Consider the following 26,125-nt stretch of genomic DNA (forward strand, 5'->3'; position numbering starts at 1 on the left):
GGCGCTCAGCATCGTCGCCGCGTTTGCCGTATACTGGCGCAACTCACGCAGCCTCGCGCTGTCGAACCTCGTTTGCACCAGCCCTTATCGGCCCCGGATTCAATGACTGCCCGCATTCAATACTCTCGTCGCCAACTACTCCAAATGGGCGCGCTCAGCGCCGGCCTTGGCCTCTTGCAAGGATGTCGCACCATGGTTGACCAAACCCTTCCCGCTCCGGTCTCCGCCGGCAGCAGCCTCTATTTCACCGCCTGCTCCGGCCCCTTGCCTGACGCGCGCCAAAAGCAGCTGGCGGTGGAGCGGCTGCGCCAGGCCGGTTACCAACTGGATAACGTCCAGGCGCTGGACCGCCGCGATCAGCGCTTCGCCGGCAGCGACGCGCAAAGGCTGAGCGATCTCAACCAGCTGATTGCGCGCCGCCGCGCGCCGCAACTCTTGGTGGCCGGCCGCGGCGGCTACGGCGCTACCCGCCTGCTGCCGCATATCGACTACGGCCGGCTCTGCCCTCTGCTGCGCGAATCCGGCAGCCAGCTGATAGGCTACAGCGACTTCACCGCCATCCAGCTGGCCTTGCTGGCCAAGGGCGGGCTGGGCAGCTTCGCCGGCCCCATGGTCAGCGACTTCGGCGCCAAGCAGCCCAGCGCCTTCACCCTGACTGAATTCCTCACCACCACCACCACCGCCAACCGCCAGTTGCGCATCGACGCGCCACAGCGCCACAACGCCAGCGGCGAGGGCATTTTCTGGGGCGGCAACCTCAGCGTGCTCAGCAGCCTGGTCGGCACCCCCTACCTGCCGGACATCAAGGGCGGCCTGCTGTTCCTGGAGGATGTCGCCGAACAGCCCTACCGCATCGAACGCATGTTGCAGCAGCTTCATCAAGCCGGCGTGCTGGCCAAGCAACGCGCCATCTTCATCGGCGACTTCAATATGAATCGTCAGATCGACATCTACGATCCCGGCTACAACCTGGAGGCGGTGCTGGCGGAAATCCGCCGCCTGACCGGCCTTCCGGTACTGACTGGCATTCCTTTTGGTCATGTCCACGACAAGACCACGCTGCCGCTGGGCTTCCCGGCCCGCTTCAGCGCCGACGGCGGCGGCCTGACGCTGCAGTTCTTCGACTACCCGGTGACACCGGCCAATCCGCAGCAAAAAGAACTGCTTAGCGCCGCCGCGCCGCTCTAGCGCGCACTCGGCCGCCGCCGCCCGCGCGCGGCGCGCCTTGACGCTCCGGCGAGACTAGGGCAAGTTTTTTGACTTGCCCGCCATTCTTCGCCAGGAGTCCCGCATGTCCCTTCGTTCCCCGCTGTTGATCGGCGCGCCGCTGATTGTCGGCCTGTTGGCCGCGGCGCCGCTTAGCGCCGCCGAGCACGGCTATCAGACCCCGCCCGCGGAACTGCAAGCGCTAGTGGACGCGCCGCGTCCGCCCTTGCAAAATCTGGGCCCCAAACGCCGGACCTTGCTGCAAATCCACCGCCCCGGACTGCCCGGCATCGCCGACGTCGCTCAACCTGAACTCAAGCTGGCCGGCCTGCGCCTGAACCCCTCGATGCGCGCCGCCAGCCGTTTCGACTTCGGCAACGCGCTGACCCTGCTGGACGTGAAACAAGGCCGCGCCCGCACGGTGCGCGGTCTGCCGGCCGGAGCCCGCATCGCGGACAGCGCCTGGTCCGCCGACGAAAGCCGAGTGGCCTTCAGCCTGTGGGGCGCCAAGGGCGTGGAACTGTGGCTGCTGGATGTCGCCGGCGCCCGTGCCCACCGGCTGGGCGATTTCCACCTCAACGCCTCCACCGGCCCCGGCTTCGCCTGGTTCGGCGAACAATTGCTGATCAAGCGCGTACCCGCGAAGCAAGGCCTCGCGCCACGGCAACCCCAGGCGCCCAGCGGCCCCAACATCCAGCAAAGCGAAGGCGGCATCCTGTCCCAAACCCGGACCTATCCCGACCTGCTCAAGACCCCGTACGACGCCGACTTGCTCGACTATCAGTTGCAAAGCCAATTGGCGCTGGTCGGCCTGGACGGCAAGCTCAGCCCGATCGGCCAAGCCGACCGCTATCTTAGCGTCAGCGGCTCACCCAATCGCCAATACCTGCTGGCCACCCGCCTGCAGCGCCCCTACTCCGGCCTGGTGCCGATATCCCGCTTTCCTAAACGCATCGACGTGCTGGACCGGCAAGGCCGCATTGCCCACACCGTGGCCCAGCGGCCGCTGCTAGAGCGCATGCCGTCCGGCAACGACGCGGTGGAGGCCGGTCCTCGCGAAGTCGCCTGGCGCGCCGACGCGCCGGCCACCCTGTTTTGGGTGGAAGCGCTGGACGGAGGCGACCCCGGCCGCGCCGCCGCCGAACGCGACGCGCTCTATCTGCAAGCCGCGCCGTTTCAGCAAGCGCCGCGGCAGCTGCTGCGGCTGGCCAGCCGCTTCGCCGATGTCCGCTGGGGCCGCAGCGACCTGGCCTTGGTGCGCGAACACTGGTGGAAAACCCGCGAACTGAAAGTCTGGCGCGCCCGTCCCGATCAGGACGTCGCACCGGAGTTGTTGAGCAGCCGCAAATCGGAAGACCGCTACAGCGACCCAGGCGAGGCGGCCATGGTCAGCAACGCCAACGGCCAATCCGTGCTGCAAACCACGCCGGACGGCAAGTCCGTTTATCTACTGGGCGAAGGCGCCGGCCCCGATGGCGACCGTCCCTTCGTCGACCGCTACGCCCTGGCCGATAAACGCGCCACGCGGCTGTGGCAATCGCAAGCGCCCTGGTTCGAACAGCCGGCGGCGCTGCTGGACGACGCCGGCCAAGAGCTTCTGCTCAGCCGCGAATCCGTCGACCAGCCGCCCAATCTCTACCGTCTGACGCTGGGGCACGCCGCCGAAGCGCTTGCGCTAACGCATATGCTCCACCCAACCCCACAGCTGAAAAATGTCTCCAAAAAGCTGCTGCGCTACCAACGCGCCGACGGCGTGAAGCTGAGCGCCACCCTCTACCTACCTCCGGGCTACGAGGCCAAACGCGATGGTCCGCTGCCGCTGCTGATGTGGGCCTATCCCACCGAGTTCAAAACCGCCGCCGCGGCCAGCCAGGTGACGGAGTCGCCTTACCGCTTCAACCGCGTCAGCTATTGGGGACCGCTAGCCATGCTGGCGCGCGGCTACGCGGTGCTGGACGACCCAGGCATGCCCATCGTCGGCGAAGGCGACAAAGAACCGAACGACAGCTATCTGCCGCAGCTGAAAATGAACGCCCAGGCCGCCGTGGACGAAGTGGTGCGACTGGGCGTGGCGGACCCTGCCCGCATCGCCGTCGGCGGTCATTCCTACGGCGCCTTCATGACCGCCAACCTGCTGGCTCACACTAGGCTGTTCCATGCCGGCATCGCTCGCTCCGGCGCCTACAACCGCACGCTGACGCCCTTTGGCTTCCAATCGGAGGAACGCAATTTCTGGCAGGCAAAAGAGGTCTATCAAGCCATGTCGCCGTTTAACTTCGCCAATCAGATCAAAGACCCGCTCTTGCTGATTCATGGCGAGATGGACAATAACCCCGGCACCTTCCCGCTACAGAGCGAACGGCTGTATCAAGCGCTGCAGGGGCTAGGCGCCACGGCGCGGCTGGTCACCCTGCCGGCGGAGAGCCATGGCTACCGCGCGCGCGAATCCATCCTGCACATGCTGTGGGAACAGGACCGCTGGCTGGGGCGATACCTGGGCCGCGCCGGCGCCGCGCGGCAGCCATCCTAGGGGCCCTTCAAACTCTCGCGGGCAAAAGCGAGACAAGACGTTGCGGCTGAGAAAGCGGAATCAACATGGGACACATGAGCATTTCGAAGCGGGTTTCAACGCCGTATCGCAGATGCGCAGCAGATCGTAAACAGGCTCTAAGCGGCCAGGCCGCGCGCTGCTTGCGCGGCCATCGCCAGCCCAACCAGCAACATCAAACCGGCCGAGAGATAGGGCGCGCGCCGCGCCCATTCGCCCAGCCCGCCAAAGCGGGCGCTCGCCTGGCGCACGCCCCAGGCCGCCAACACGCCAACGCTGACCAGAGCCAAGGCCAACCCCAGACTGAAGGAAGCCACCATGGTGGCCCCCAGGGAGAAGCGCTTCAGGTGCAGACACAGCAGCAAAATGGTTACCGAGGCCGGACACGGTATCAAGCCCCCAGTCAGGCCAAACAGCGCAATCTGCGCGTTGCCTACCTCCTTGCCGGCGAAACGCCGCTGAATCTGTTCCGCGTGCGCGCGTTCATGCGCGTCCTGATAAACGGGCAACGCCGCCGGCGCTCGACAAGCTCGCTTTGCCGGCCCCGCGGCCTCAGCCCGACGGTAGGCTCCGACGCGTTCAGCGCCGCCCACTGCCGCCAGCTGCAAAGGGTAGCGATGAGCGTGACCGCCGTGACTCAACAGCAAAGCGCTTACAAGCGCTCCGGCGGGCAAATACGAGCTGATTAGATACTCCCCTCCAGTTTTAAAACCTAGCTCCCCTTCCTCTTCGCCGCGCCGCCATGCCAGCGATAAACCACGACCATCAGGCTTCAGCCGACGCAAACCGGCGTCGTACTGGTACAAGGCCACGCGCAGGCCCTCCTCCCGCAAGGGCAGCGCCTCCATCAGGCCATGGCCGGTGTCTATCATGCGGCCACCCTGCGGCGGCTTCCGCATGGCCCACGCGGCTAGATTGTCCCGCCATGTTCGCCATAGCATCCAGGCAGCCACCACCATGACCACGGCGGCCGAAAACAACATCAGATAAGGCTCCGCCTGCTCGGCAATCAACTGATTCCCGTATTTGAGCGCCAGCGCAGCCAACAGCCAGACGATCAGCGAGTGCGACAAGGCCGCGCACAGGCCAAGCAGCACCGCCTGGCCGATGCTGCCGCGGATGGCGATGATGAAAGAGGCCATCATGGTCTTGGAGTGCCCGGGCTCCAACCCGTGCAGCGCTCCCAGCAGGATGGCGGAAGGAATGAACAACCAGAGATTAATGCTTCCTTGTTGAATCAGTTCAGCGATTGGCGGCATCTTCAGCCTTCTTTTACAATACGTTCATGCCGGCCTCCCCAGCCAACGGAGGGGCAAACCGGCGCCACCGCAGCAAAGCTGCGTCCATATACTATACCCCAGTATATTATCTGCAATAAGGAACGTCCACTCGCATGCCACATACCGTGAAAGACAAGAAAAAGTTATTGACCCGCGTCCGCCGCATCAAGGGCCAGGCGGAAGCGCTGGAACGCGCGCTGGAACAGGAAGTCGATTGCTCGGCCGTGCTGCAACAGATCGCCGCGGTGCGCGGCGCCGTCAATGGGCTGATGATGGAGGTGATAGAAGGCCATCTGCGCGAGCATCTGGGCCCGGAGGCCGTCGATCCCGCACAGCGCAGCAAGGACTTGGAGCAGGTGACAGGCGTGCTGCGCTCCTATCTGAAATAAGGGCCCCTAACAAAACCGCGCAGCGCACCTGAGCCAAGGCGCGCCGACGCAGACAGCACCAGTACGACAAGGAGGCGCAACGCAGGATCAGGGGTTTTGTTAGCGGGCCTGAGAAACCTGTTTACGATCTGCTGCGCGTCGTGAGACGTCACACGGTGAGTGCCGCTTCAAAATGCTCATGTACCGTGTGTACACTCCGCTTTCTCAGCTGTTTTCGCCTTGCCTCACCTTAGCTCGCGAAATCGTAAACACATTCTAAGCGCGCAAAAAAATTGGGAGGGCTAAGCCCTCCCATCAAGTCTTGTAGCCAGGAGTGTTACAAGAAATCCTGCGCCGCCGGCCGTCTGCCGGCGCGCGAATAAGCGCCTGCGCTTAGTTCCAGTTCTGCGGCAGCTTGTAGCCCGCGTACTTCTGCTTGGCGAAAGCCTTGAACGCCGGCGAGTTGTAAGCCGCCACCACGTCCTTGGCCCAGGGCTTGGCCAGGTCCGCCGTGCGCACCGCGCCCCAGTTGACGTAGGCGTAGCTCTTTTCCTGATAGATCGCCTCGGTCAGCTTGATGCCGGAGCTGGTGGCGTAATTGCCGTTGATCACCGAGAAGTCCACATCGCTGCGCGAACGCGGCAGTTGCGCGGCTTCCAGCGGAATGATCTTGATCTTCTTCACATTGACGGCGATGTCGCGCTCGGAAGCGGTCAGCGGATTGATGCCCGGCTTCAGCTTGACCCAGCCCAGATCGGCCAGCATCACCAGCGCGCGGGCAAAGTTGGACGGATCATTGGGGGCTGCCACGGTGGACCCCACTTTGACGTCTTTCAGCGCCTTGATCTTGCCGGCGTAAATGCCCAGCGGTGCGGTCGGCACTTGGAAAGCCTCTTTCAGATTCAGCTTGTGCTCTTTGACGAAGTTGTCCAGATAGGGCTTGTGCTGGAATACATTCACATCCAGCGCGCCTTCCTGCAAGGCCAGGTTCGGGCGGACATAGTCGGTGAACTCCACCAGCTTAACCTTGTAACCCTGCTTTTCCAGGATGGGCTTGATCGACTGCTTGACCATGTCGCCGAAATCGCCGACGGTGGTGCCGATCACGATGTCCTTCTTGGCCGGGTCCGCCGCCAGCGCCGCGCCCGCCGCCGCCAATCCCAATACCGAAGCCGCCACTGCCTTGATCACGAATCTGCGCATTTATTTCTCCTGCTTGTCCATTGATAGGTAAAAGGTCCGCCATGCCGGCGCCAAGCGCCGGCAAATGTCAACGCTTGTCCAGCTTGGCCGCCAGGCGATTGCCCAGCAGCTGAATGACTTGCACCAGCGCCACCAGCATCAGCACCATGGCCACCATCACATCGGTCTGATAACGGTAGTAGCCGTAGCGGATGGCCAGGTCGCCGATGCCGCCGCCGCCCACCACCCCCGCCACCGCGGTATAGCTCAGGAAGCTGATGGTCAGGATGGTCAGGCTGGAAATCAGACCGGAGCGAGCCTCGTTGAGCAATACTTTGCAGATGATCTGCAAGGGGCTGGCGCCCATCGCTTCGGCCGCCTCCACCACGCCGCGCGGAATCTCGCGCAGGGTCTGCTCGACCAGACGGCCGAAATATGGAATCGCCGCGAAGGCCAGCGGCACCGAAGCGGCCACCGGACCAATGGTGCTGCCCACCAGCACCCGCGTCAGCGGCACCAAAGACACCATCAGAATAATGAAAGGGAAGGAACGAACCAGGTTCACCACCCAGCCCAGCACGCCGTTCAGCGCGCGGTTGGCGAACTGCTGGCCCGGCTGGGTCAGGTAGAGCACAATGCCGAGCGGGCCGCCCAGCAAAATGGCCGCGCTCAGGCCTATGCCCAGCATCACCAGCGTTTCCTGAAAGGCCTGCCAGATTTCTGGCCCCATGCTCACCAGGTTTTGCAATGCTTCATTCAAGGTTGCGGCATCCATTACGCGGCCTCCAGCAGCGAGCGCGCCAGATCGGAATCCGCCGCCACCTCGTTATTCGACACATCCACCACTTCCACCACCCGGCCGGCGTCCAAGGCCGCCGCGCGATGGCAGATCGCCCGCACCACGCCCATCTCATGGGTGACGATGACGATGGTGACGCCAAAGCGTTGATTAATGTCTTTCAGACACTCCAACACGGCTTGAGTGGTTTTCGGGTCCAGGGCCGAAGTGGGCTCGTCGGCCAGAATCACCTTGGGATTGGGCGCCAGTGCGCGGGCAATGCCGACGCGCTGCTTCTGGCCGCCGGACAACTGCGCCGGATAGTGATTGGCGCGGTCCAGCAAGCCCACCACTTCCAGGCATTCCTTGACGCGCTTGTCGATGTCCGCCTTGGCCCAGCCAGCCACTTCCAGCGGGAAGGCCACATTGCCGGCCACCGTGCGGTTGGCCATCAAATTGAATTGCTGGAACACCATGCCGATATTCTGGCGCGCGCGGCGCAAAGCCTTGGCGGACAAGCTGGTCAGGTCTTCGCCGTCGACGATGACCGCGCCGTGGTCCGGGCGCTCCAGCAAATTGATCAGGCGCAGCAAAGTGGACTTGCCGGCGCCGGAAAAGCCGATCAGTCCGAAGACTTCACCCGGACGAATGGTAAGAGAGGTGTCCGTGACCGCGTTGAACCAGCCACCCTCGGGATGACGGAAACGCTTACGAACATTTTGCAGATGAATCATTCCAAATACTCCAAAAACACAAGGCCCGCCAATGAACTTGGCGGGCCTTGCATGGGAATCTTCGGAATCACTGCTGAATCGAGATTACTGTAAGCAGATGCTGAATTGCTTCCTGGGTCTGCTCACCCACGCTTTAGCTGTTTTACGCCCGCAAGCTGTGTTCAAATCGGCGACTAAATTTGTTTATGATTGAATATCTTTTTTCGTTTTCAGTCAATAGCTCCACCCAAAAAAACATTGAAATTGTCTTATCCAGTTCAAAAATCAACCTCTCTTAGAGAGAATAGCCATAAACAAATCAGCAAAAAGCATATGAAAAACCGCCGCCAGCAAACGCTGGCGGCGGCGATCTGACAGAATCAACGCGGGTTTATTGAGCGTCGGACAAACCCTGCTTGCCCATCGTCACACTGTACTTCTGACGCAGCGTGTCAAGATAGCTGGACAACTGAGCATTGGCGTTCATCTCGCCCAGAATGGCGCTCAGCTGGCCGCGTTCGGCCTCGCTGGCCGCCGGCGCAGGAATCACCTTGTCGATGCGATAGAGCGCGTATTCTCCGTTATCGCGCTTGGCCCCGGCAAAGGCCGGCAGCTTGCCCGCCTGAGCGGCGAACACGGCGCGCGCATCGGCGATCGGCAACCCGCCCGGATCACGGCGCAGCAGGGTCTTGGCTTCGCTCCAAGCCTTGCCCTCGCCCTTGCCCGCCTTGAGCTCGGCCAACAGCGCCTGGCCCTTCTTCTCGGCTAGCTTGGCGCCTTCCTTGGCCACCAGCTCGGCCTTGATCACCTCACGCACCTCGTCCATCGTCTGCTGACGCTCCGGCTGATGTTCGGCCACGCGCACCACCAACAGGCGGTTGTTGCCGATGTCCACAGGCTCGCTATTGTGCTTCTTCTTCAGCACGTCCTCGCTGAACGCCGCCTCCAGCACCTTGGGGCTGTTGAGCAGAGGGTCCGCCGCCGGCTTGCCGCGACTCAGCCAATCGGAATGCTGCGGCTGCAGCTTCAGCTGCTCTTGCAGCGCCTTCAGCGAATCGCCCTGCTGGTAGGCCAGTTCGGTCAGCTTGTCGGCCTGGCTGCGGAACAGGCTGCCCGCCAGCTGACGCTGCAGCTTCTCGGCAATAGCCGCCTTCACTTCAGCAAAGTCCTGCGCCTTGACTTCATCCAGCTTGATGATGTGATAACCAAACTCGGTCTCGATCACTTCGCTGATCTGGCCCGGCTTCATGCGGAACACCGCGTCGTCGAAAGGCTTCACCATCATGCCATGGCCGAAGAAGCCCAAATCGCCGCCATTAGCCGCGGAACCCGGGTCTTGCGACTTGGCCTTGGCCAGTTCCGCGAAACGAGCCGGATTGGCGCGCACATCCTTCAGCAACGCTTCGGCTTCAGCCTTGATCTTGGCCTTCTGCTCCGGTTTGGCGTCCTTGGCCACCGTCAGCAAGATGTGGGAAGCGCGGCGCTGCTCATTGCTGAACTCGGCCTTATGTTCTTCATAGTACTTCTGCAGCTCGGCGTCGCTGGGCTTGACGCCCTGAGCCAAGGCGTCCTGAGACAGCAGCACATAGTCGAGCTTGACCCGCTCCGGTACGCGGAAACGCTTCAAATTGGCGTCGTAGAAGGCCTTGAGCGATGCGTCGTCGGTCTTGACTTCGGCGGCGAAGTCCGCCGGCTTCAACAGCAGGGAGCGCACTTCGCGGCCCTCGCCCAACAAGCCGGCCAAGCGGTTAACCACCGTGCCCGCGACGAACTCGGTCCCGGCGATGCCGGTCAGCTGGCTTTGCAGCACGAGGTCGCGCTTGACCTGGATTTCGAATGCTTCAGGCGACGGGTAACGGTTTTGCAGGAATTCGCGATAGCGTTCCGGGCTGAACTTGCCGTTGTCCTGGAAGGCCGGAATGGAGGCGATGACTTTGCGCAACTGCTCGGGGCTGACGGTGACGCCGCGGTCGTGGGCGTCGGACAGCAGCAGTTCTTGACGGATCAGGTTTTCCAGCGCGGCCTGACGGTTGGCCGGATCGGTGGGCTGGCCCTCCAAGGCTCGATCCAGATCGCGCTTGTAAATCTTGGCGGAACCTACCTTGGCGAGATAAGGGTCGTCGGAAGCTGCTTCATAGCTGCCCACGCCGAAGCCCACGAAGGTCAACGCAACAGCTCCCAATACAACCTGAATGAAGACTTTATTGTTCTGGACAAACTCGAACATGGCGATTGGCTTGAGCCACCCTTGTCAAAAAAAAAGGTGAACGCTGTATTTCGTTCACCTTTTTGTGAGTTCTGGCGGAGCGGACGGGACTCGAACCCGCGACCCCCGGCGTGACAGGCCGGTATTCTAACCAACTGAACTACCGCTCCGGACTGTGGTGGGCGTTGACGGAGTCGAACCGCCGACATTCTGCTTGTAAGGCAGACGCTCTACCAACTGAGCTAAACGCCCCTCGAAACACCTTGCCAGCCGCTAGGGCTGCCAAGGCCGCTAATTATAGCGCGTCTTTCAGTGCCTTGCCAGCACGGAACTTCGGCGAACGAGCTGCCGGGATCTTGATGGTGGCGCCGGTCTTCGGGTTGCGGCCGCTGCGTTCTGCGCGCTCGCCAACGTAGAAGGTGCCGAAGCCCACCAGCGTCACGGTGTCGCCCTTTTTCAGAGCGTCGGTTACAGCGGCCACCATGCCATCCAGCGCCTTGGCGGCGGCGGCTTTGGAGATATCGGCCTCAGCGGCAATAGCGTCAATCAGTTCAGACTTGTTCACGTAAGTCCCCTTTCGTCGTTCTCGGTCTACGTAATTCGGATAAAAACCGCTTGCTTTATAGCAAGGGCGAAATCCTTGTGTCAAGCGGCTTTGACGGGCATTTTGCCATTTCGCAAGCATGCTGAAAAGCCGCATGAACACAAGTTATTCAACGTTTGGCTAAGGCCATGATTCTTAATGCTTCATCACGGACACGCCCTGCCCAGCCTCCTGCGTCGCTCGCAACTCCTCCGCCGGCTTTTCTTCTTCCGACAAAGGCTCCGGCTGCCGCTCCAACGCCAAGGCCAAGACTTCGTCTATCCACTTAACGGCATGGATTTCGATTTTATGCTTGATATTGGCGGGAATTTCAACCAAATCTTTTTCGTTGCCTTTGGGGATCAACACATGCTTGATCCCGCCGCGATGGGCCGCCAGCAGCTTCTCTTTCAGACCGCCGATGGGCAACACCTCGCCTCGCAGCGTGATCTCGCCAGTCATCGCCACATCGGCGCGCACCGGAATGCCTGTCAGGATGGACACCAGGGCCGTGGTCATCGCGATACCGGCGCTGGGCCCGTCCTTGGGCGTCGCGCCTTCCGGCACGTGGATGTGCATATCGCTCTTCTCGTAGAAGTCCGGCTTGATGCCCAGCGAACGCGCGCGGCTGCGCACCACGCTCATCGCCGCGGTGATGGACTCCTGCATCACCTCGCCCAGCTGGCCGGTACGGATGATATTGCCCTTGCCCGGCAGCGACACCGCCTCAATGGTCAGCAGTTCGCCGCCCACCTCGGTCCAGGCCAGGCCGGTGACCTGGCCGATGCGGTTCTCGTCCTCGGCGATGCCGTAGTCGAAGCGGCGCACACCCAGGTATTTGTCCAGATTGCGGCCGCTAACCGTCACCTTGGCCGCCTTGCCCGCCTTCAGCGAGGCGCTGGTCACCACCTTGCGGCAGATCTTGGCGATCTCGCGATCCAGGCTGCGCACGCCGGCCTCGCGGGTGTAATAGCGCACGATGTCGCGCAAGGCGGACTCCTGCACCGCCAGCTCGCCCTCCTGCACGCCGTTGGCCTTCATTTGCTTGGGCAGCAGGTATTTGATGGCGATATTGACCTTCTCGTCCTCCGTATAGCCGGCCAGACGGATGATCTCCATCCGGTCCAGCAGCGCGGGCGGAATGTTCAGCGAGTTGGCGGTGGCCACGAACATCACGTCGGACAAGTCGAACTCGACTTCGGCGTAGTGGTCGATGAAGGAGTGGTTCTGCTCCGGGTCCAGCACCTCCAACAGCGCCGACGACGGATCGCCGCGGAAATCCGCGCCCATCTTGTCCACTTCGTCCAGCAGGAACAGCGGGTTCTTCACCGCCGCCTTGCTCATGTTCTGCAGCACCTTGCCCGGCATGGAGCCGATATAGGTGCGGCGATGGCCGCGGATCTCGGACTCGTCGCGCACCCCGCCCAGCGCCATGCGCACGAACTTGCGGTTGGTGGCGCGCGCCAGGGACTGGCCCAGCGAGGTCTTGCCTACGCCCGGCGGCCCCACCAGGCACAGAATGGGCGCCTTGAGCTTGTCGACGCGCTGTTGCACCGCCAGGTACTCCAGAATCCGCTCCTTGACCTTCTCCAGGCCGAAGTGATCCTCGTCCAGCACTTCCTCGGCCTTGGCCACGTCCTTGCTGATCTTGGTCTTCTTCTTCCACGGCAGCTCGAGCAGGGTGTCGATGTAGTTGCGCACCACAGTGGCTTCCGCCGACATCGGCGACATCATGCGCAGCTTCTTGAGCTCGGACATCGCCTTCTCGCGACCCTCCTTGCTCATGCCGGCGACCTTGATCTTGTTTTCCAGCTCATCGAGGTCGCTGACCTCGTCCATCTCGCCCAGCTCTTTCTGAATCGCCTTGACCTGCTCGTTCAGATAGTACTCGCGCTGGCTCTTTTCCATCTGCCGCTTGACGCGGCCGCGGATGCGCTTTTCCACCTGCAGGATGTCGATTTCGCCTTCCAGCTGAGACATCAGGTGCTCGAGGCGCTGCTGCACGTCGAACATCTCCAGCACTTCCTGCTTCTGCTCCAGCTTCAACGGCAGGTGCGCGATGATGGTGTCGGCCATGCGGCCGGCGCGGTCAATGCCGGCCAGCGAGTTCAAGACCTCGGGCGGAATTTTCTTGTTCAGTTTGACGTACTGCTCAAACTGAGCGAGCAGCGCGCGGCGCATCGCCTCGGTCTCGGTCGATTCCTCGGCTTCCGGGCTCAGCGGCTTGAAGGCGCCGACGAAGCACTCGTTTTCCTCGCCTACGGATTCGATCATCGCGCGCTGCCGGCCTTCGACCAGCACCTTAACGGTGCCGTCCGGCAGCTTGAGCATCTGCAATACCGAAGCGATGGTGCCGACTTGGTACAGATCGTCGGCGGACGGTTCGTCCTTAGAGGCGGAACGCTGCGCCACCAAGAGGATTTGCTTGCCCTCGTCCATCGCCAGTTCCAGCGCGCGGATGGACTTGGCGCGGCCGACGAACAACGGGATGACCATATGGGGGAAGACCACCACGTCGCGCAACGGCAGCAATGGCAGCGTGGCTTCTTCTTTGAGTTCTGCGGGTTGCGGCATATCACCTAACCTTGCTTGTGAAACAATGCTTGGGAGATGGGGGGCGGACAGTAAAATTCAACACCCCCATACTAAATCAGATTTCCGGCTCTACAAATAAAAAACCGCCCGGTTTGGGCGGTCTCCGGAGTCGCGGCGAACAATCAGGCCGATTGCGCCTTGTCGTCCTTGTCGCGATAGATGAACAACGGTTTGTCGCCCTTGTCGATAACCTTTTCATCCACAACCACTTTTTCCACATCGGCCATGGACGGCAGTTCGTACATGGTGTCGAGCAGCGCCCGTTCCAGAATGGAGCGCAGACCGCGCGCGCCGGTCTTGCGGATCAGCGCCTGTTTGGCGATCACGCGCAAGGCGGACGGACGAACCTCCAGCTCCACCGACTCCATCGAGAACAGCTTCTGATACTGCTTGATCAGCGCGTTCTTCGGCTGGGTCAGGATGGTGACCAGCGCTTCCTCGTCCAGCTCTTCCAGCGTGGCCGCCACCGGCAGTCGGCCAATCAGTTCGGGAATAAGACCGAAACGGATCAGATCCTGCGGCTCCACTTCCTGGAACAACACGGACAAGCTCTTGCCGTCGTCCTTGGAGCTGATGTCGGCGCCGAAACCGATGCCGCCTTTCTCCGAGCGCTGGCGAATAATCTTCTCCAGGCCGTCGAAAGCGCCGCCGCAAATGAACAGGATGTTGGTGGTGTCCACCTGAATGAATTCCTGATTCGGATGCTTGCGGCCGCCCTGCGGCGGAATCGAGGCCACGGTGCCCTCGATCAACTTCAGCAACGCCTGCTGCACGCCCTCGCCCGATACGTCGCGGGTGATGGACGGGTTTTCCGACTTGCGCGAAATCTTGTCGATCTCGTCGATGTAGACGATGCCGCGCTGGGCCTTGTCCACGTCGTAGTCACATTTTTGCAGCAGCTTCTGGATGATGTGCTCGACATCCTCGCCCACGTAACCCGCTTCGGTCAGCGTGGTGGCGTCGGCGATGACGAAGGGCACGTCCAGCAGACGAGCCAGCGACTGGGCGAGCAAGGTCTTGCCGGAACCGGTCGGACCGATCAGCAGGATATTGCTCTTGGCCAGCTCGACGTCGCTCTTGCTTGCCGGGCTGCTCAGGCGCTTGTAGTGGTTGTACACCGCCACCGACAGGGTTTTCTTAGCGAAATCCTGACCAATGATGTATTGGTCGAGATCCGCCCGGATTTCCTGAGGCGTAGGCAGCGGACTGTCTTCGGAGGCGGACGCGACATCGCCGACGCCCTTCTCCAGCTCCTCGCGAATGATATCGTTGCACAACTCGACGCATTCGTTGCAGATGAAGACCTGCGGCCCGGCGATCAGGCGTTGGACTTCATGCTGGCTCTTGCCGCAGAAAGAGCAGTAGAGAAGCTTTTCATTGCTGTTCTTGTCAGCCATTTGCGGATTCCATCACTCCTTAAGCTTTCACGTCCTTGTGGGACGTCAGCACTTTATCGATCAAGCCGTAGGCCTGTGCCTCGTCGGCGGACATGAAGTTGTCGCGCTCGGTGTCGGCCATCACCCGCTCCAGCTGCTGACCGCTGTGTTTGGCCAGCAACTCGTTCATCTTGGCCTTGACCTTGACCAGTTCGCGAGCGTGAATCTCAATATCGGTGACCTGGCCGGACAGGCCGCCGCCGTACAGCAGCGGCTGGTGAATCATCACCCGGCTGTTGGCCAGCGCGAAGCGCTTGCCCGGCGCGCCAGCGGCGAGCAGGAAGGCGCCCATGCTGGCGGCCTGGCCGATGCACAAGGTGGAAACATCCGGCTTGATGAAGTTCATCGTGTCGTAAATGGACATGCCCGCGGTAATCGACCCACCCGGCGAGTTGATGTAGAAGTGAATATCCTTGTCCGGATTTTCCGATTCAAGGAACAACATCTGCGCCACAACCAGGTTGGCCGACTCATCCGTGACAGGGCCCACCAGGAACACGATGCGCTCCTTCAGCAGACGCGAGTAGATGTCATACGCGCGCTCGCCGCGGCCGCTTTGTTCCACCACCATGGGCACAAGGCCCAGACTTTGAGGTTCCATCATCGATTTCATCGGCCACTCCAGCTGTTATCAGGCGTTGTTGCCCATCAGGGCGTCGAAGGACAGTTCTTTCTCTACAACATTGGCCTTGGACAGCACAAATTCAACCACATTATCTTCCAGCACCATGGAAGTCGGGCCTTCCAGGCGGTCCGGGCTGGCGTAGTACCAGGTCAGCACTTCAGCCGGATCTTCGTAGCTGTCGGCAAACTCGGTGATCATGGCCTTGACTTGGTCCTGCTTGGCTTCCAGCTTGTTGGATTCCACGACTTCGGACAGAATCAGGCCCAGAGCCACGCGGCGCTCGGCTTGCTGAGCAAACAGTTCCGGCGGGAACGGCATGTCTTTGACGTTCATGCCGCGTTGCTGCATGTCGCGACGAGCTTGCTCGACCAGACGGCCGATTTCCAGGCTGACCAGGGCTTTCGGCAGTTCGATTTCGGTGGAGTCCAACAGCGCCTGCATCACGTTTTCCTTGGTGCGGGCCTGCAGACGGCGCTTCACTTCGCGTTCCACGTTCTTGCGGATTTCAGCGCGCATTTTCTCAACGTCGCCGTCGGCGATGCCCAGCAGCTTGGCGAACTCTTCGTTCACTTCCGGCAGCACGGCTTCAGCCACATTCTTCAGCAGGATTTCGAACACGGCGGTTTTGCCGGCTACGTCCTTGCCGTGGTAATCCTCGGGGAAGCTCACTTCCACGCTCTTGATGTCGCCTTCCTTCATGCCGGCAACGCCCGCTTCAAACTCGGCCAGCATCTGGCCTTGGCCCAGCACGAACGGGAAGTTCTCGGAAGAGCCGCCTTCGAAGGCCACGCCATCGATGGCGCCCTTGAAGTCGATGATCACGCGGTCGCCGGTGGCGGCTTCGCGCTCAACGCGGTTGTAGCGGGTGCGCTGCTTGCGCAGGATATCGATGGTTTTCTCGATTTCGGCGTCGGTCACCGGAGTCAGCGGCTTTTCCACTTCCTTGCCGGCCAGTTCGCCTACCTTCACTTCCGGGTAAATCTCGAAAGTGGCTGCGAACTTGAAGTTTTCCTTGTCGTCGCCGGCGGCTACCGGCTCGAAGCGCGGGTAACCTGCAACGCGCAGCTTCTGCTCGCTCACGGCGGAGTAGAAACCCTGTTGAACCTGTTCACCCATCACTTCTTCACGCACCTGGGCGCCGTAGTTCATTTCCACGATCTTCAGCGGAGCCTTGCCCGGGCGGAAACCTTGAATCTTGGCGTTGCGGGCTACGCGCTTCAGGCGCTCGGCCACTTGCGTATCGATAGCCGCCATCGGCAGGGCGATATTCATGCGGCGCTCAAGATTGCTCAATGTTTCCAGCTGTACTTGCATGTTAAATCCTTAAGTGTGTGACAGGTTTAGTCATCTGGGACGGTACGACGCCACGGATTGGCAGACTCGACGGACATTGCCTCACCTTGAGTGGCGCTGCGCGGAGTTACACCACGCACCCAACGCGAAAGCGGACAGTATAGCACGCAGCCGGCGCTGGCAAGTAGCCGCCACGCGGCCGCTGCAGGCCAAGCGGGCCTAGCCCCGCCGCGGATTCCGGCATGACTGCGCCCCGAAAAACGGCAAGCTTTTGAATCAACGCGTGAATGCGCAAATGATTTTGATCTGAACCAAGCCCGGCCGATAGGACGGTCTGGACGGGTGATAAAGGATTTCAATCAGCAATGTTGAATATTCCAATCACGCCGACCCTTAACCTTGCCCCTCCGCTCTTGTATATTGTCAGCCGAAACGGTCGTCGCCGCGCAGGCGCGGCCGACGTCGGCGGGTGTCCGGAACTTGGATTCCGTCGGCTTGGCTCCATACTTCAGAACTGAACGGCGCATTCGCGGCTCCAAGCACTCCGCCCCGGACCGACGCCATCGGCTCTCTTACCGCTTCTCACACAGGAAAACATCATGACCACGACTCGCCACAGCCCCCTGCTGATTCTTGGCTCCGGCCCCGCCGGCTACACCGCCGCCGTTTACGCGGCGCGCGCCAACCTGAAGCCTGTGCTGGTCACCGGCCTGGCGCAAGGCGGCCAGCTGATGACCACCACCGACGTGGACAACTGGCCCGCGGACGCCGCCGGCGTGATGGGCCCGGAATTGATGCAGCGCTTTCAGCAACACGCTGAGCGCTTCGGCACCGAAATCCTGTTCGACCACATCCACACCACCCATCTGCACGAAAAGCCGATCCGCCTGGTGGGCGACGCCGGCGAATACACCTGCGACGCGTTGATCATCGCCACCGGCGCTTCGGCCAAATACCTGGGCCTGGCGTCCGAAGAGGCCTTCAAGGGCAAGGGCGTGTCCGCCTGCGCCACCTGCGACGGCTTCTTCTATCGCAACCAGGACGTGGCGGTGATCGGCGGCGGCAACACCGCGGTGGAAGAGGCGCTGTACCTGGCCAATATCGCCAAGCACGTAACCCTGATCCATCGCCGCGACACCTTCCGCGCCGAGAAAATCCTGATCGACAAGCTGATGGACCGCGTCAAGGAAGGCAAGATCAGCCTGAAGCTGAACGCCACCCTGGACGAAGTGCTGGGCGACAACTCCGGCGTCACCGGCCTGCGCCTGAAATCGATGCAGGACGGCGCCACGGAAGAGATCAAGGTGATGGGCCTGTTTGTCGCCATCGGCCATCAGCCCAACACCGAAATCTTCAAAGGCCAGCTGGAAATGGACGGCACCGGCTACCTGATCACCAAGAGCGGCCGCGAGGGCAACGCCACCGCCACCAGCGCGGCGGGCGTGTTCGCCGCCGGCGACGTGCAGGACCACATCTACCGCCAGGCGGTGACCAGCGCGGCCTCCGGCTGCCAGGCCGCCCTGGACGCGGAACGCTATCTGGACAGCCTGAAGTAAACGCTTGAAAGCCTTCAAGAAAGCCTTGCAAGGCCTGCGCCAGCAGGTGCGCGACTCACGCGCGCCTGCTGGCGCTTCCGTTTCCGCCGCGCCGCCGGCCGAACCAGAACCGGATTTCCGCCAGTTGTTCCGCGACGTCAAGCCCGTGAAGCCGGACGACCGACATGCCAGCCCTCGCCCCAAGCCCAGCCCACATCCGCGCCGGCGCCATCAGCACGGCCAGACATCGGAAGCGGTGCAACAGGCCTTGCTGCAGCAGATGGTGGGCTGGTTCGAACCAGCCGAGATCGACGCCCATTTCGCCCGGCCCGGCATGCCCTCCGCCACGCTGAAAAAGCTGCGCGCAGGCTTCTGGCCGGTCTGCCGCCAGCTCGACCTGCACGGCTGCGACCGCTACCAGGCACAGGATGCGCTGGCCTTGTTCCTGCACCAGGCGCGGCGCCACGGCCCCTGCGTGCGGGTGATACACGGCAAGGGTTTCGGCTCCAACGGCCAGCCGGTGCTCAAACGCATGGTGCGCGCCTGGCTCAAGCACCACCCCGACGTACTGGCCTTCTGCGAGGCCGGCGAAACCATGGGCGGCGCCGGCGCGCTTCTGGTGCTGCTGCGGCGCGAACACGCGCCGTGAAAATTTCGTTACCCATTCCCATTGTCTAACCGGGCGGGAATCCGCTAATCTCAAAATAAGGCGGACGCACCACCCAGTTCCACCACAGGAGTTACTGCATGTCCGGCACTGCTTGCCCCGACTTCACCCTGCCCGGCACCGCCGGCGCCTCGTTTCAGCTGTCCTCCAGCCCCAAACCGCTGGTGATCTACTTCTACCCCAAAGACAACACCCCCGGCTGCACCAATGAAAGCATAGACTTCCGCGACCTCCATGCCGAATTCGCCGCCGCCGGGGCCGCCATCGTCGGCATTTCCCGCGACGGCCTGAAATCCCATGAAAATTTCAAGGCCAAGTTGGAGCTGCCGTTTGAACTGCTGTCCGACACAGAGGAGACCATCTGCAATTTGTTTGGCGTCATCAAGATGAAGAATATGTATGGCAAACAAGTCAGAGGCATTGAACGCAGCACCTTCGTGATTGACGGGAACGGCGACATCGCGCGCGAATGGCGCGGCGTCAAAGTGCCCGGCCACGCCGCGGCGGTGCTGGACTTCGTTAAGACGCTCTAAAACCGCGTCGGGGCGGCCGGCCACCGGACCGCCCCGCGATAAAACCAGGGGATCATTATGGCCAGCCGCAAAAAAATCAGCGCCAGCAAGCTGTTTGTTCTCGACACCAACGTGCTGCTGCACGACCCCACCTGCTTGTATCGTTTCGAAGAACACGATGTGTTCATCCCCATCATCACGCTGGAAGAATTGGACACCCACAAGAAGGGCATGTCCGAAGTGGCGCGCAATGCGCGCCAAGCCAGCCGTTTCCTCGATGAGATCGTCAGCGGCGCCGAAGCCAAAATCGAATCCGGCATTCCGCTGAAGAACGCCAGCCGCGACGCCGCCACCGGCAAGCTGATCCTGCAGACTCAGGCGATACACAGCGTGCTGCCGCCGTCGCTGCCGGTGGGCAAGGCCGACAATCAGATCCTCGGCATCGTGATGGCGCTGAAGGAACTGCAGCAGGGCCGCTCGGTGATCCTGGTATCCAAAGACATCAATATGCGCATCAAGGCCCGCGCGCTGGGCCTGGACGCGGAAGACTATTTCAACGACAAGGTGCTGGAAGACACCGACCTGCTCTACACCGGCACCCGCGAGATCGACGAGAGCTTCTGGGAGCGCAACGGCAAGGACATGAAATCCTGGCAGGAACAGGGCCGCAGTTACTACCAGGTCAAGGGCCCGGACGGCCAGAACCTCTACGTCAACCAGATGCTGTGGCAGGAGGGCGCCCAGCCGCTGCAAGCGCGGGTAACCCAGGTGGAAGGCAAGACCGCGGTGCTGCAGACGTTGAAGGACTACAGCCACCACAAAAACAATGTCTGGGGCATCACCGCTCGCAACCGCGAGCAGAACTTCGCCCTCAACCTGCTGATGGATCCGGAGGTGGACTTCATCACCCTGCTGGGTCAGGCCGGCACCGGCAAGACGCTGCTGACGCTGGCCGCCGGCCTGGCGATGACGCTGGAGCAGAAGCTGTACTCCGAAATCATCATGACCCGGGTCACCGTGCCGGTGGGCGAGGACATCGGCTTCCTGCCGGGCACCGAAGAGGAAAAGATGGCGCCCTGGATGGGCGCACTGGAGGACAATCTGGACGTGCTCAACAAAAGCGACGACGACGGCGGCGACTGGGGCCGAGCCGCCACCCGCGACCTGATCCGCTCCCGCATCAAGGTCAAATCGCTGAACTTCATGCGCGGTCGCACCTTCCTCAACAAATACCTGATCATAGACGAGGCGCAGAACCTGACGCCCAAGCAGATGAAGACGCTAATCACCCGCGCCGGCCCCGGCACCAAGGTGGTCTGCCTGGGCAATATCTCGCAAATCGACACCCCTTACCTGACCGAGGGCAGTTCCGGCCTGACTTATGTGGTGGACCGCTTCAAGGGCTGGGGCCATTCCGGCCACATCACCCTGCAGCGCGGCGAACGCTCGCGGCTGGCCGACCACGCTGCAGAAGTCCTGTGATGCACCCGCGCCTGGAGCTGCTTCATCAAGCCCCGGCCACAACGGCGGCGCGCCTTGCGCCGCCGTTGTTGTTCGTTCACGGCGCCTTTTGCGGCGCCTGGTGCTGGCGGGAAAACTTCATGCCCTGGTTCTCCCAGCAAGGCTACGATTGCTGGGCGCTGAGCCTGGAAGGCCACGGCGACAGCGAGGGTCGGGATTACCTGGCCGCCATCGGCGTCGACGACTATGTGCGCAATCTGGACTTCGCGCTCAAACAATTGTCGACAGCGCCGGTGATGGTGGGCCATTCGATGGGCGGCTACGTGGCGCAGCAATATCTGAGCCGCCACAAACTGCCCGGCGTGGCTTTGCTCGCCTCAGTGCCGCCCGGCGGGCTCGCCTCCTCCAGCCTGCGGTTGCTGACGCAGGCGCCGGCGCTGTTTCTCAAGCTCAATATGTACCAGCACGGCCTGTACGATCCGGAGTTCATCGAGCTGAAAGACATGCTGCTGTCGCCGGACGCGCCCGAATCGGCGGTGGAACTGCTGATCAGCCGTTGCCAACAGGAAAGTCAGCGCGCACTGATGGACATGACCCTGGTCAACCCGCTGGCCAACCGGCCGCTGGCGCGGCTGCCGGCGCTGGTGCTGGGCGCGGCGGAAGACCGACTGGTGGGGCCGGAAGACGTGGTGGCCACCGCGCGGCGTCTGGACGTGGCGGCGGACATCCTGCCCCATCTTGGCCATATGATGATGCTGGACACGCGCTGGGAGAGCGCGGCGGAATGGCTGGCTAACTGGCTGGAGCGGCAATTCCCGGAAGACTCGGATCAGGCGCTCAGCGCCTGAGAACCAGTTTACTATCTGCTGCGCATCATGAGACGCGGCATGGTGAGTACAGCTTCGAAATGCGCATGTACCACTTGACCATTCGGCTTTCTCAGCTTTTTTCGCCTTAGCTCGCTAGATCGTGAGCAGGTTCTGAAACCTCGCAATAAAAAAAGCGGCCTAGGCCGCTTTTTCAGTTCCCGCGCCGGATCAAGCGCGGGTATCGATGTTCTGCCCCAGATGGGCCGGATTGCTGGCCTGGGCCTGCGCCATAGTGTCGGACGCGCCTTGCACCAAGCTCAAAGCCGACTGCGACTGCGCCGACATGGCTTTTTTCAATGCGTAGATCTGGATGCTGTTGGACACGCCCTGCCCGCTGATCTGACTCAATCCATCCATACTTCGCCTCCCTTTGAAACACGCACAATGCGCATGGCTATAGTCTAGTCGCATCGTCGTCAGCTGTCATTGCTGAATTCTGTCTTTTGTATCCAATTCACGACAGCGCCGACCACGCCGCGTCGTCGCCGCGCATAATCAGCCCAACCCCTATTTACCCGAGCCCGTCCATGCGCCTGCACAGCCTGTCCCTGATCGATTTTCCCCTCATCCATCAAGCCTTCACGCTGGCGTTCAGCGACTATCTGCTGCCCATGAAAATAGACGAAGAACAACTGTCCGCCATGCTGCATCGACGCGGCTGGCGTCCGGAACTGAGCGTCGGCGCCTGGCGTGACGGCGCGCTCGTCGGTCTGTGGCTGACCGGCGTGCACTGCGACGAGGCCGGCCCGATCGGCTATTGCATCGCCACCGGCGTCAGGCCCGACGCGCGCCGCCAGGGCGTGCTGCAGGCCATGGCCGCCGCAATCAAGCAAAGACTGGCCAGCCGGGGCATCCAGCGTCAGCGGCTGGAAGTCATCAGCGACAACGCCGCGGCCATGGCTGCTTATCTACGGCTCGGCTATCGCCCGCACCGGCGACTGGATTGTTACCGCATAGAACAGGCACTGGCCGTGGATGCCGCGCCCGGCTGGCGCTGCGCGCCGACGGATCGCTCGCTCTGGCCTCGCTGGCCTTTGCATAGCGAACCCGCCGTGCCCAACAGCCGCGACAGCCTTGAGCGCGCACAGCCGCCGCTGCTATTGCTGGCGGCGAAACAGGATGGCGATTTGCTGGGCTACGCGCTTTATTCCGACGCTGGCGATATCGCGGAACTGGCGGTGGCTCCGCCGCATCGGCGCCGAGGCGTCGCCCGCTCGCTGCTGGCCGCCGTGCAGCGGGAAACCTCCGCTCCCGCGCTGGCCGTCAACAATCTCGACTCAGACGACGCCGCCGGCGCCGGTCTGCTGCATTCTTGCGGCGCTAAGCTGTGGTTATCGCAATGGGAAATGCGACCCCCTTGACCCGCAACATGCCAAAGCCGTAACATCAAACAAATGTTTGCAAAACGGACAAATGTTTGATGACTGAGCGGGAGCAACAAATCCTCTCACTGCTGCGCCTGGATCCGCTGATCCCGCAGCAGGAGCTGGCGGATCAACTGGGCATCAGCCGCTCGGCGGTGGCCGGGCACATCATGAACCTGGTGCAAAAGGGACACATCCGCGGCAAAGGTTACATCCTGGCCGAGCAGCGCTATATCGCCGCCGTCGGCGGCGCCAATATGGACATCGTTGGCAGCGCCGCCGCCGCGCTGCGCCACGGCGACTCCAATCCCGGCCGGGTGCGCTGTTCGCCCGGCGGTGTGGCGCGCAACGTCGCGGAAAACCTGGCGCGGCTGGGCGCCGACTGCCGGCTGATATCGGTGGTGGGCGACGACATTCACGGTCGCTCGCTGCTGGAGGCCACCCAGCGCGCCGGCGTCGACGTCCGCGGCTGTCTGACGCTGCCGGACGCCGCCACCTCCACCTATCTGTCCATCCAGCAGGCCGACGGCGACATGGCGCTGGCCATCAACGACATGGACATCCTCAACCGGCTGACGCCGGAGCGCTTGCAGGCGCAGCGCGAGCTGGTGCGCCATGCCGGCGCGGTGGTGGCCGACACCAATCTGAGCTCGGACGCGCTGGCCTGGCTGATCGCCGAAAGCGGCGACAAGCCGCTGTTCGTCGACCCGGTGTCCGCGTTCAAGGCCGAACGCATCCGCCCCTGGCTGCCCCGCATTCACACGCTGAAACCCAATCGCCTGGAAGCCGCCGCGCTGTCCGGCCTGCCGCTGGAGCGGGCGGAGCACGCGCCGGAGGCGGCGCGCTGGTTCCATGGCCAGGGCGTGTGCCGCGTGGTGTTGAGCATGGCCGGCGCCGGCATCTATTACAGCGGCGAAGCCGGAGACGGCTGGCTGGAAGCGCCGGACTGCGCCATCGTCAACACCACCGGCTCCGGCGACGCGCTGATGGCCGGCCTCGCCTGGGGCTGGCTCAATGAATTGTCGCTGGCGGACAGCGTGCGCTTTGCCCGCGGCTGCGCCGCGCTGACGCTGTCCTGCGCCGCCACCAATAATCCCTCGCTGTCGCGCGCGGCGGTGGACGCCTATCTGAACGCCTGATCTCGTCATCAACAAGGAGCACGCAATGCACAACGCCCATCTCGACATCCATCCCGAAGTTGCCGCCGCCCTCGCCGCCAACCGTCCGGTGGTGGCGCTGGAATCCACCATCATCTCCCACGGCATGCCCTATCCGCAGAACGTGGAAACCGCGTTGCAGGTGGAAGCGGAAATTCGCGCCCACGGTGCGGTGCCGGCCACCATCGCCATCATAGACGGCCGTCTGAAAGCCGGCCTGAGCGCGGATGAGATCGAATACCTGGGCAAGGGCGGCCGCGACATCGCCAAGGTCAGCCGCCGCGACCTGCCCTTCATCGTCGCCGGCAAGCGCAGCGGCGCCACCACCGTGGCCTCCACCATGATCATCGCCGCGATGGCCGGCATCCGCGTGTTCGCCACCGGGGGCATCGGCGGCGTGCACCGCGGCGCCGAGCGCAGCTTCGACGTGTCCGCCGACCTGCAGGAGCTGGCGCAAACTCCGGTGGCCGTGGTTTGCGCCGGCGCCAAGTCCATCCTGGACCTGGGCCTGACGCTGGAATACCTGGAAACCCACGGCGTGCCGGTCATCGGCCACCGCTGCGACCATCTGCCGGCCTTCTTCACCCGCGACAGCGCCTTCAAACTGGACCACCGTCTGGACGAGGCAGCCGACATCGCTGCCGCGATGCAGGCCAAGTGGAGCCTGGAACTGCGCGGCGGCGTGGTGGTGGCCAACCCGATTCCGGAACAGTACGCGATGCCGCGCGACAAGATCGACGCCGCCATTGAGCAGGCGCTGAGCGAAGCCGAGGAGCAAGGCGTAGCCGGCAAGGAGTCCACCCCTTTTCTGCTGGCCCGCGTCTGCGAGCTGACCGGAGGCAACAGCCTGGCCGCCAACATCCAGCTGGTGCTGAACAACGCCCGCCTGGCCTCGGCGATCGCCGCGCGCTACTGCGAGATGAACGCAGGCTAAACACCTGTTAAATGGCCGGCTTGACGGCAACGCGGATTGGGGCTGTAATCCCCTGCCCCAATCCTTGCCGCCGCCATGAACGCCACCCTCCCCAATGCGACTATCGATGTCTGGCGCGCCCGCCTGATCGACCTGCTGCAACAACAGCCTGGCGACGACGACGGCGCCCACGACCTGAACCATTTCCACCGCGTCTGGGCTTGCGCCCGGCAGTTGCTGGACGCCCACCCCGGCGCCGACGCGCTGACCGTGCTGGCCGCCTGTTATCTGCACGATCTGGTCAACTTGCCGAAAAACCACCCGGAACGCCATCTGGCCTCGCGCCAGGCCGCCGCGCGCGCCCGCGCGCTGCTGGCCGCCAGCGACTTTCCGGCGGACCGGCTGGACGGCGTCGCCCACGCCATCGAGGCGCACAGCTTCAGCGCCGCCATCCCGCCGCAAAGCCTGGAAGCTCGCATCGTGCAGGACGCCGACCGCATGGACGCGCTGGGCGCCGTCGGCTTGGCGCGGCTGTTCTACACCGCCGGGCGCATGGACTCCGCGCTGGCCCACCCGCTGGACCCTCTGGGCGAGGCCCGCGAGCTGGATGACCGTCGCTGGGCGCTGGACCACATCGAGGTCAAGCTCGCCAAATTGCCGGCCATGATGCAGACAGAAGCCGGCAGAAAGATGGCGGAACTGCGGCTACAATGGTTGCGCGACTTCCGCCGGCAGTTTTGCCAGGATTGGCGAACCGGCTAAGCCCGGACGATGCCGAACTCGGTAAGCCATTGATAGTCAAACCAAAACAATTCTAGTTTTGAAACTATCAAC

General features: G+C 62.6%; 23 protein-coding genes and 2 tRNA genes. 12 read left to right on the forward strand and 13 right to left on the reverse strand.

Annotated elements, in window-relative coordinates; all coding sequences use genetic code 11:
- The first annotated feature begins 192 nt into the window (after positions 1-192).
- Positions 193-1,188 (forward strand): LD-carboxypeptidase, encoded by a 996-nt coding sequence (locus B0T39_RS02860; protein WP_254894477.1) that lies wholly within the window; start codon positions 193-195, stop codon positions 1,186-1,188.
- A gap of 103 nt (positions 1,189-1,291) precedes the next feature.
- A complete protein-coding gene (locus B0T39_RS02865; protein ID WP_081544715.1) occupies positions 1,292-3,736 on the forward strand; it encodes a S9 family peptidase in 2,445 nt (814 codons plus the stop codon).
- A gap of 137 nt (positions 3,737-3,873) precedes the next feature.
- Here B0T39_RS02865 and B0T39_RS02870 read toward each other — a convergent pair whose 3' ends face one another.
- A complete protein-coding gene (locus tag B0T39_RS02870; protein ID WP_081544716.1) occupies positions 3,874-5,013 on the reverse strand; it encodes a sulfite exporter TauE/SafE family protein in 1,140 nt (379 codons plus the stop codon).
- Positions 5,014-5,147: 134 nt separating this feature from the next.
- On the opposite strand from B0T39_RS02870, the gene B0T39_RS02875 reads away from it, so the two are divergent.
- The gene (locus B0T39_RS02875) at positions 5,148-5,423 is read left to right on the forward strand and encodes a metal/formaldehyde-sensitive transcriptional repressor (protein ID WP_081544717.1); all 276 of its coding nucleotides are present in this window, start codon (positions 5,148-5,150) and stop codon (positions 5,421-5,423) included.
- Between the two features lie 372 nt (positions 5,424-5,795).
- Here the strand turns inward: B0T39_RS02875 and B0T39_RS02880 are convergent, their stop codons facing one another.
- From B0T39_RS02880 to tig, 11 genes are all read right to left on the reverse strand, one after another.
- Positions 5,796-6,605, reverse strand: coding sequence for a MetQ/NlpA family ABC transporter substrate-binding protein (locus B0T39_RS02880; protein ID WP_081544718.1), 810 nt, complete (start codon positions 6,603-6,605; stop codon positions 5,796-5,798).
- A 67-nt stretch (positions 6,606-6,672) separates the two neighbouring features.
- Positions 6,673-7,359 (reverse strand): methionine ABC transporter permease, encoded by a 687-nt coding sequence (locus tag B0T39_RS02885; RefSeq protein ID WP_081544719.1) that lies wholly within the window; start codon positions 7,357-7,359, stop codon positions 6,673-6,675.
- Complete coding sequence (locus B0T39_RS02890) at positions 7,359-8,096, reverse strand: methionine ABC transporter ATP-binding protein (RefSeq protein WP_081544720.1); 738 nt, start codon at positions 8,094-8,096, stop codon at positions 7,359-7,361. Before B0T39_RS02890 ends, B0T39_RS02885 begins: the two co-directional genes overlap by 1 nt.
- A gap of 370 nt (positions 8,097-8,466) precedes the next feature.
- On the reverse strand, positions 8,467-10,302 hold the full coding sequence (locus tag B0T39_RS02895) for a SurA N-terminal domain-containing protein (RefSeq protein ID WP_081544721.1): 1,836 nt from the start codon (positions 10,300-10,302) through the stop codon (positions 8,467-8,469).
- A gap of 72 nt (positions 10,303-10,374) precedes the next feature.
- Positions 10,375-10,451 (reverse strand) — tRNA-Asp (locus B0T39_RS02900).
- 6 nt (positions 10,452-10,457) lie between these two features.
- Positions 10,458-10,533 (reverse strand) — tRNA-Val (locus B0T39_RS02905).
- Positions 10,534-10,576: 43 nt separating this feature from the next.
- Positions 10,577-10,846: an HU family DNA-binding protein gene (locus tag B0T39_RS02910; RefSeq protein WP_019101406.1), complete on the reverse strand. Its 270-nt coding sequence runs from the start codon at positions 10,844-10,846 to the stop codon at positions 10,577-10,579.
- A 174-nt stretch (positions 10,847-11,020) separates the two neighbouring features.
- Positions 11,021-13,438, reverse strand: coding sequence for an endopeptidase La (lon, locus tag B0T39_RS02915; protein WP_081544722.1), 2,418 nt, complete (start codon positions 13,436-13,438; stop codon positions 11,021-11,023).
- Between the two features lie 143 nt (positions 13,439-13,581).
- Positions 13,582-14,856 (reverse strand): ATP-dependent Clp protease ATP-binding subunit ClpX, encoded by a 1,275-nt coding sequence (clpX, locus tag B0T39_RS02920; protein ID WP_081544723.1) that lies wholly within the window; start codon positions 14,854-14,856, stop codon positions 13,582-13,584.
- Positions 14,857-14,875: 19 nt separating this feature from the next.
- Positions 14,876-15,508, reverse strand: coding sequence for an ATP-dependent Clp endopeptidase proteolytic subunit ClpP (gene clpP / locus B0T39_RS02925; RefSeq protein WP_081544724.1), 633 nt, complete (start codon positions 15,506-15,508; stop codon positions 14,876-14,878).
- 18 nt (positions 15,509-15,526) lie between these two features.
- Positions 15,527-16,834 (reverse strand): trigger factor, encoded by a 1,308-nt coding sequence (gene tig / locus B0T39_RS02930; protein WP_081544725.1) that lies wholly within the window; start codon positions 16,832-16,834, stop codon positions 15,527-15,529.
- A 578-nt stretch (positions 16,835-17,412) separates the two neighbouring features.
- Between tig and trxB the strand changes: the two genes are divergently transcribed.
- The 5 genes from trxB to B0T39_RS02955 all read left to right on the forward strand — a co-directional run bounded on the left by trxB (position 17,413) and on the right by B0T39_RS02955 (position 21,836).
- On the forward strand, positions 17,413-18,369 hold the full coding sequence (gene trxB, locus B0T39_RS02935) for a thioredoxin-disulfide reductase (RefSeq protein ID WP_081544726.1): 957 nt from the start codon (positions 17,413-17,415) through the stop codon (positions 18,367-18,369).
- Between the two features lie 4 nt (positions 18,370-18,373).
- Complete coding sequence (locus B0T39_RS02940; RefSeq protein ID WP_081544727.1) at positions 18,374-18,997, forward strand: Smr/MutS family protein; 624 nt, start codon at positions 18,374-18,376, stop codon at positions 18,995-18,997.
- 98 nt (positions 18,998-19,095) lie between these two features.
- Positions 19,096-19,548: a peroxiredoxin gene (locus tag B0T39_RS02945; protein ID WP_081544728.1), complete on the forward strand. Its 453-nt coding sequence runs from the start codon at positions 19,096-19,098 to the stop codon at positions 19,546-19,548.
- A gap of 57 nt (positions 19,549-19,605) precedes the next feature.
- Positions 19,606-21,009: a PhoH family protein gene (locus tag B0T39_RS02950; RefSeq protein ID WP_043593601.1), complete on the forward strand. Its 1,404-nt coding sequence runs from the start codon at positions 19,606-19,608 to the stop codon at positions 21,007-21,009.
- Positions 21,009-21,836: an alpha/beta hydrolase gene (locus B0T39_RS02955; RefSeq protein ID WP_254894478.1), complete on the forward strand. Its 828-nt coding sequence runs from the start codon at positions 21,009-21,011 to the stop codon at positions 21,834-21,836. Before B0T39_RS02950 ends, B0T39_RS02955 begins: the two co-directional genes overlap by 1 nt.
- Positions 21,837-22,025: 189 nt before the next feature.
- Here B0T39_RS02955 and B0T39_RS02960 read toward each other — a convergent pair whose 3' ends face one another.
- A complete protein-coding gene (locus B0T39_RS02960; RefSeq protein ID WP_166450753.1) occupies positions 22,026-22,214 on the reverse strand; it encodes a putative motility protein in 189 nt (62 codons plus the stop codon).
- Between the two features lie 170 nt (positions 22,215-22,384).
- On the opposite strand from B0T39_RS02960, the gene B0T39_RS02965 reads away from it, so the two are divergent.
- The 4 genes from B0T39_RS02965 to B0T39_RS02980 all read left to right on the forward strand — a co-directional run bounded on the left by B0T39_RS02965 (position 22,385) and on the right by B0T39_RS02980 (position 26,053).
- Complete coding sequence (locus tag B0T39_RS02965) at positions 22,385-23,218, forward strand: GNAT family N-acetyltransferase (protein ID WP_081544731.1); 834 nt, start codon at positions 22,385-22,387, stop codon at positions 23,216-23,218.
- 59 nt (positions 23,219-23,277) lie between these two features.
- Positions 23,278-24,360, forward strand: a complete 1,083-nt coding sequence (locus tag B0T39_RS02970; RefSeq protein ID WP_081544732.1) for a PfkB family carbohydrate kinase — start codon at positions 23,278-23,280, stop codon at positions 24,358-24,360.
- 25 nt (positions 24,361-24,385) lie between these two features.
- Positions 24,386-25,312, forward strand: a complete 927-nt coding sequence (locus B0T39_RS02975; protein ID WP_081544733.1) for a pseudouridine-5'-phosphate glycosidase — start codon at positions 24,386-24,388, stop codon at positions 25,310-25,312.
- 75 nt (positions 25,313-25,387) lie between these two features.
- A complete protein-coding gene (locus B0T39_RS02980) occupies positions 25,388-26,053 on the forward strand; it encodes an HD domain-containing protein (protein ID WP_081544734.1) in 666 nt (221 codons plus the stop codon).
- Positions 26,054-26,125 lie beyond the last annotated feature (72 nt).

Source organism: Chromobacterium haemolyticum (assembly GCF_002081825.1).
Classification (GTDB): Bacteria; Pseudomonadota; Gammaproteobacteria; order Burkholderiales; family Chromobacteriaceae; genus Chromobacterium; species Chromobacterium fluminis.

Coding starts and splice junctions, on each gene's coding strand:
- B0T39_RS02860 (WP_254894477.1), top strand. CDS start 193: ATGGTTGACCAAACCCTTCCCGCTCCGGTCTCCGCCGGCAGCAGCCTC.
- B0T39_RS02865 (WP_081544715.1), top strand. CDS start 1,292: ATGTCCCTTCGTTCCCCGCTGTTGATCGGCGCGCCGCTGATTGTCGGC.
- B0T39_RS02870 (WP_081544716.1), bottom strand. CDS start 5,013: ATGCCGCCAATCGCTGAACTGATTCAACAAGGAAGCATTAATCTCTGG.
- B0T39_RS02875 (WP_081544717.1), top strand. CDS start 5,148: ATGCCACATACCGTGAAAGACAAGAAAAAGTTATTGACCCGCGTCCGC.
- B0T39_RS02880 (WP_081544718.1), bottom strand. CDS start 6,605: ATGCGCAGATTCGTGATCAAGGCAGTGGCGGCTTCGGTATTGGGATTG.
- B0T39_RS02885 (WP_081544719.1), bottom strand. CDS start 7,359: ATGGATGCCGCAACCTTGAATGAAGCATTGCAAAACCTGGTGAGCATG.
- B0T39_RS02890 (WP_081544720.1), bottom strand. CDS start 8,096: ATGATTCATCTGCAAAATGTTCGTAAGCGTTTCCGTCATCCCGAGGGT.
- B0T39_RS02895 (WP_081544721.1), bottom strand. CDS start 10,302: ATGTTCGAGTTTGTCCAGAACAATAAAGTCTTCATTCAGGTTGTATTG.
- lon (WP_081544722.1), bottom strand. CDS start 13,438: ATGCCGCAACCCGCAGAACTCAAAGAAGAAGCCACGCTGCCATTGCTG.
- clpX (WP_081544723.1), bottom strand. CDS start 14,856: ATGGCTGACAAGAACAGCAATGAAAAGCTTCTCTACTGCTCTTTCTGC.
- clpP (WP_081544724.1), bottom strand. CDS start 15,508: ATGAAATCGATGATGGAACCTCAAAGTCTGGGCCTTGTGCCCATGGTG.
- tig (WP_081544725.1), bottom strand. CDS start 16,834: ATGCAAGTACAGCTGGAAACATTGAGCAATCTTGAGCGCCGCATGAAT.
- trxB (WP_081544726.1), top strand. CDS start 17,413: ATGACCACGACTCGCCACAGCCCCCTGCTGATTCTTGGCTCCGGCCCC.
- B0T39_RS02945 (WP_081544728.1), top strand. CDS start 19,096: ATGTCCGGCACTGCTTGCCCCGACTTCACCCTGCCCGGCACCGCCGGC.
- B0T39_RS02950 (WP_043593601.1), top strand. CDS start 19,606: ATGGCCAGCCGCAAAAAAATCAGCGCCAGCAAGCTGTTTGTTCTCGAC.
- B0T39_RS02955 (WP_254894478.1), top strand. CDS start 21,009: ATGCACCCGCGCCTGGAGCTGCTTCATCAAGCCCCGGCCACAACGGCG.
- B0T39_RS02960 (WP_166450753.1), bottom strand. CDS start 22,214: ATGGATGGATTGAGTCAGATCAGCGGGCAGGGCGTGTCCAACAGCATC.
- B0T39_RS02965 (WP_081544731.1), top strand. CDS start 22,385: ATGCGCCTGCACAGCCTGTCCCTGATCGATTTTCCCCTCATCCATCAA.
- B0T39_RS02970 (WP_081544732.1), top strand. CDS start 23,278: ATGACTGAGCGGGAGCAACAAATCCTCTCACTGCTGCGCCTGGATCCG.
- B0T39_RS02975 (WP_081544733.1), top strand. CDS start 24,386: ATGCACAACGCCCATCTCGACATCCATCCCGAAGTTGCCGCCGCCCTC.
- B0T39_RS02980 (WP_081544734.1), top strand. CDS start 25,388: ATGAACGCCACCCTCCCCAATGCGACTATCGATGTCTGGCGCGCCCGC.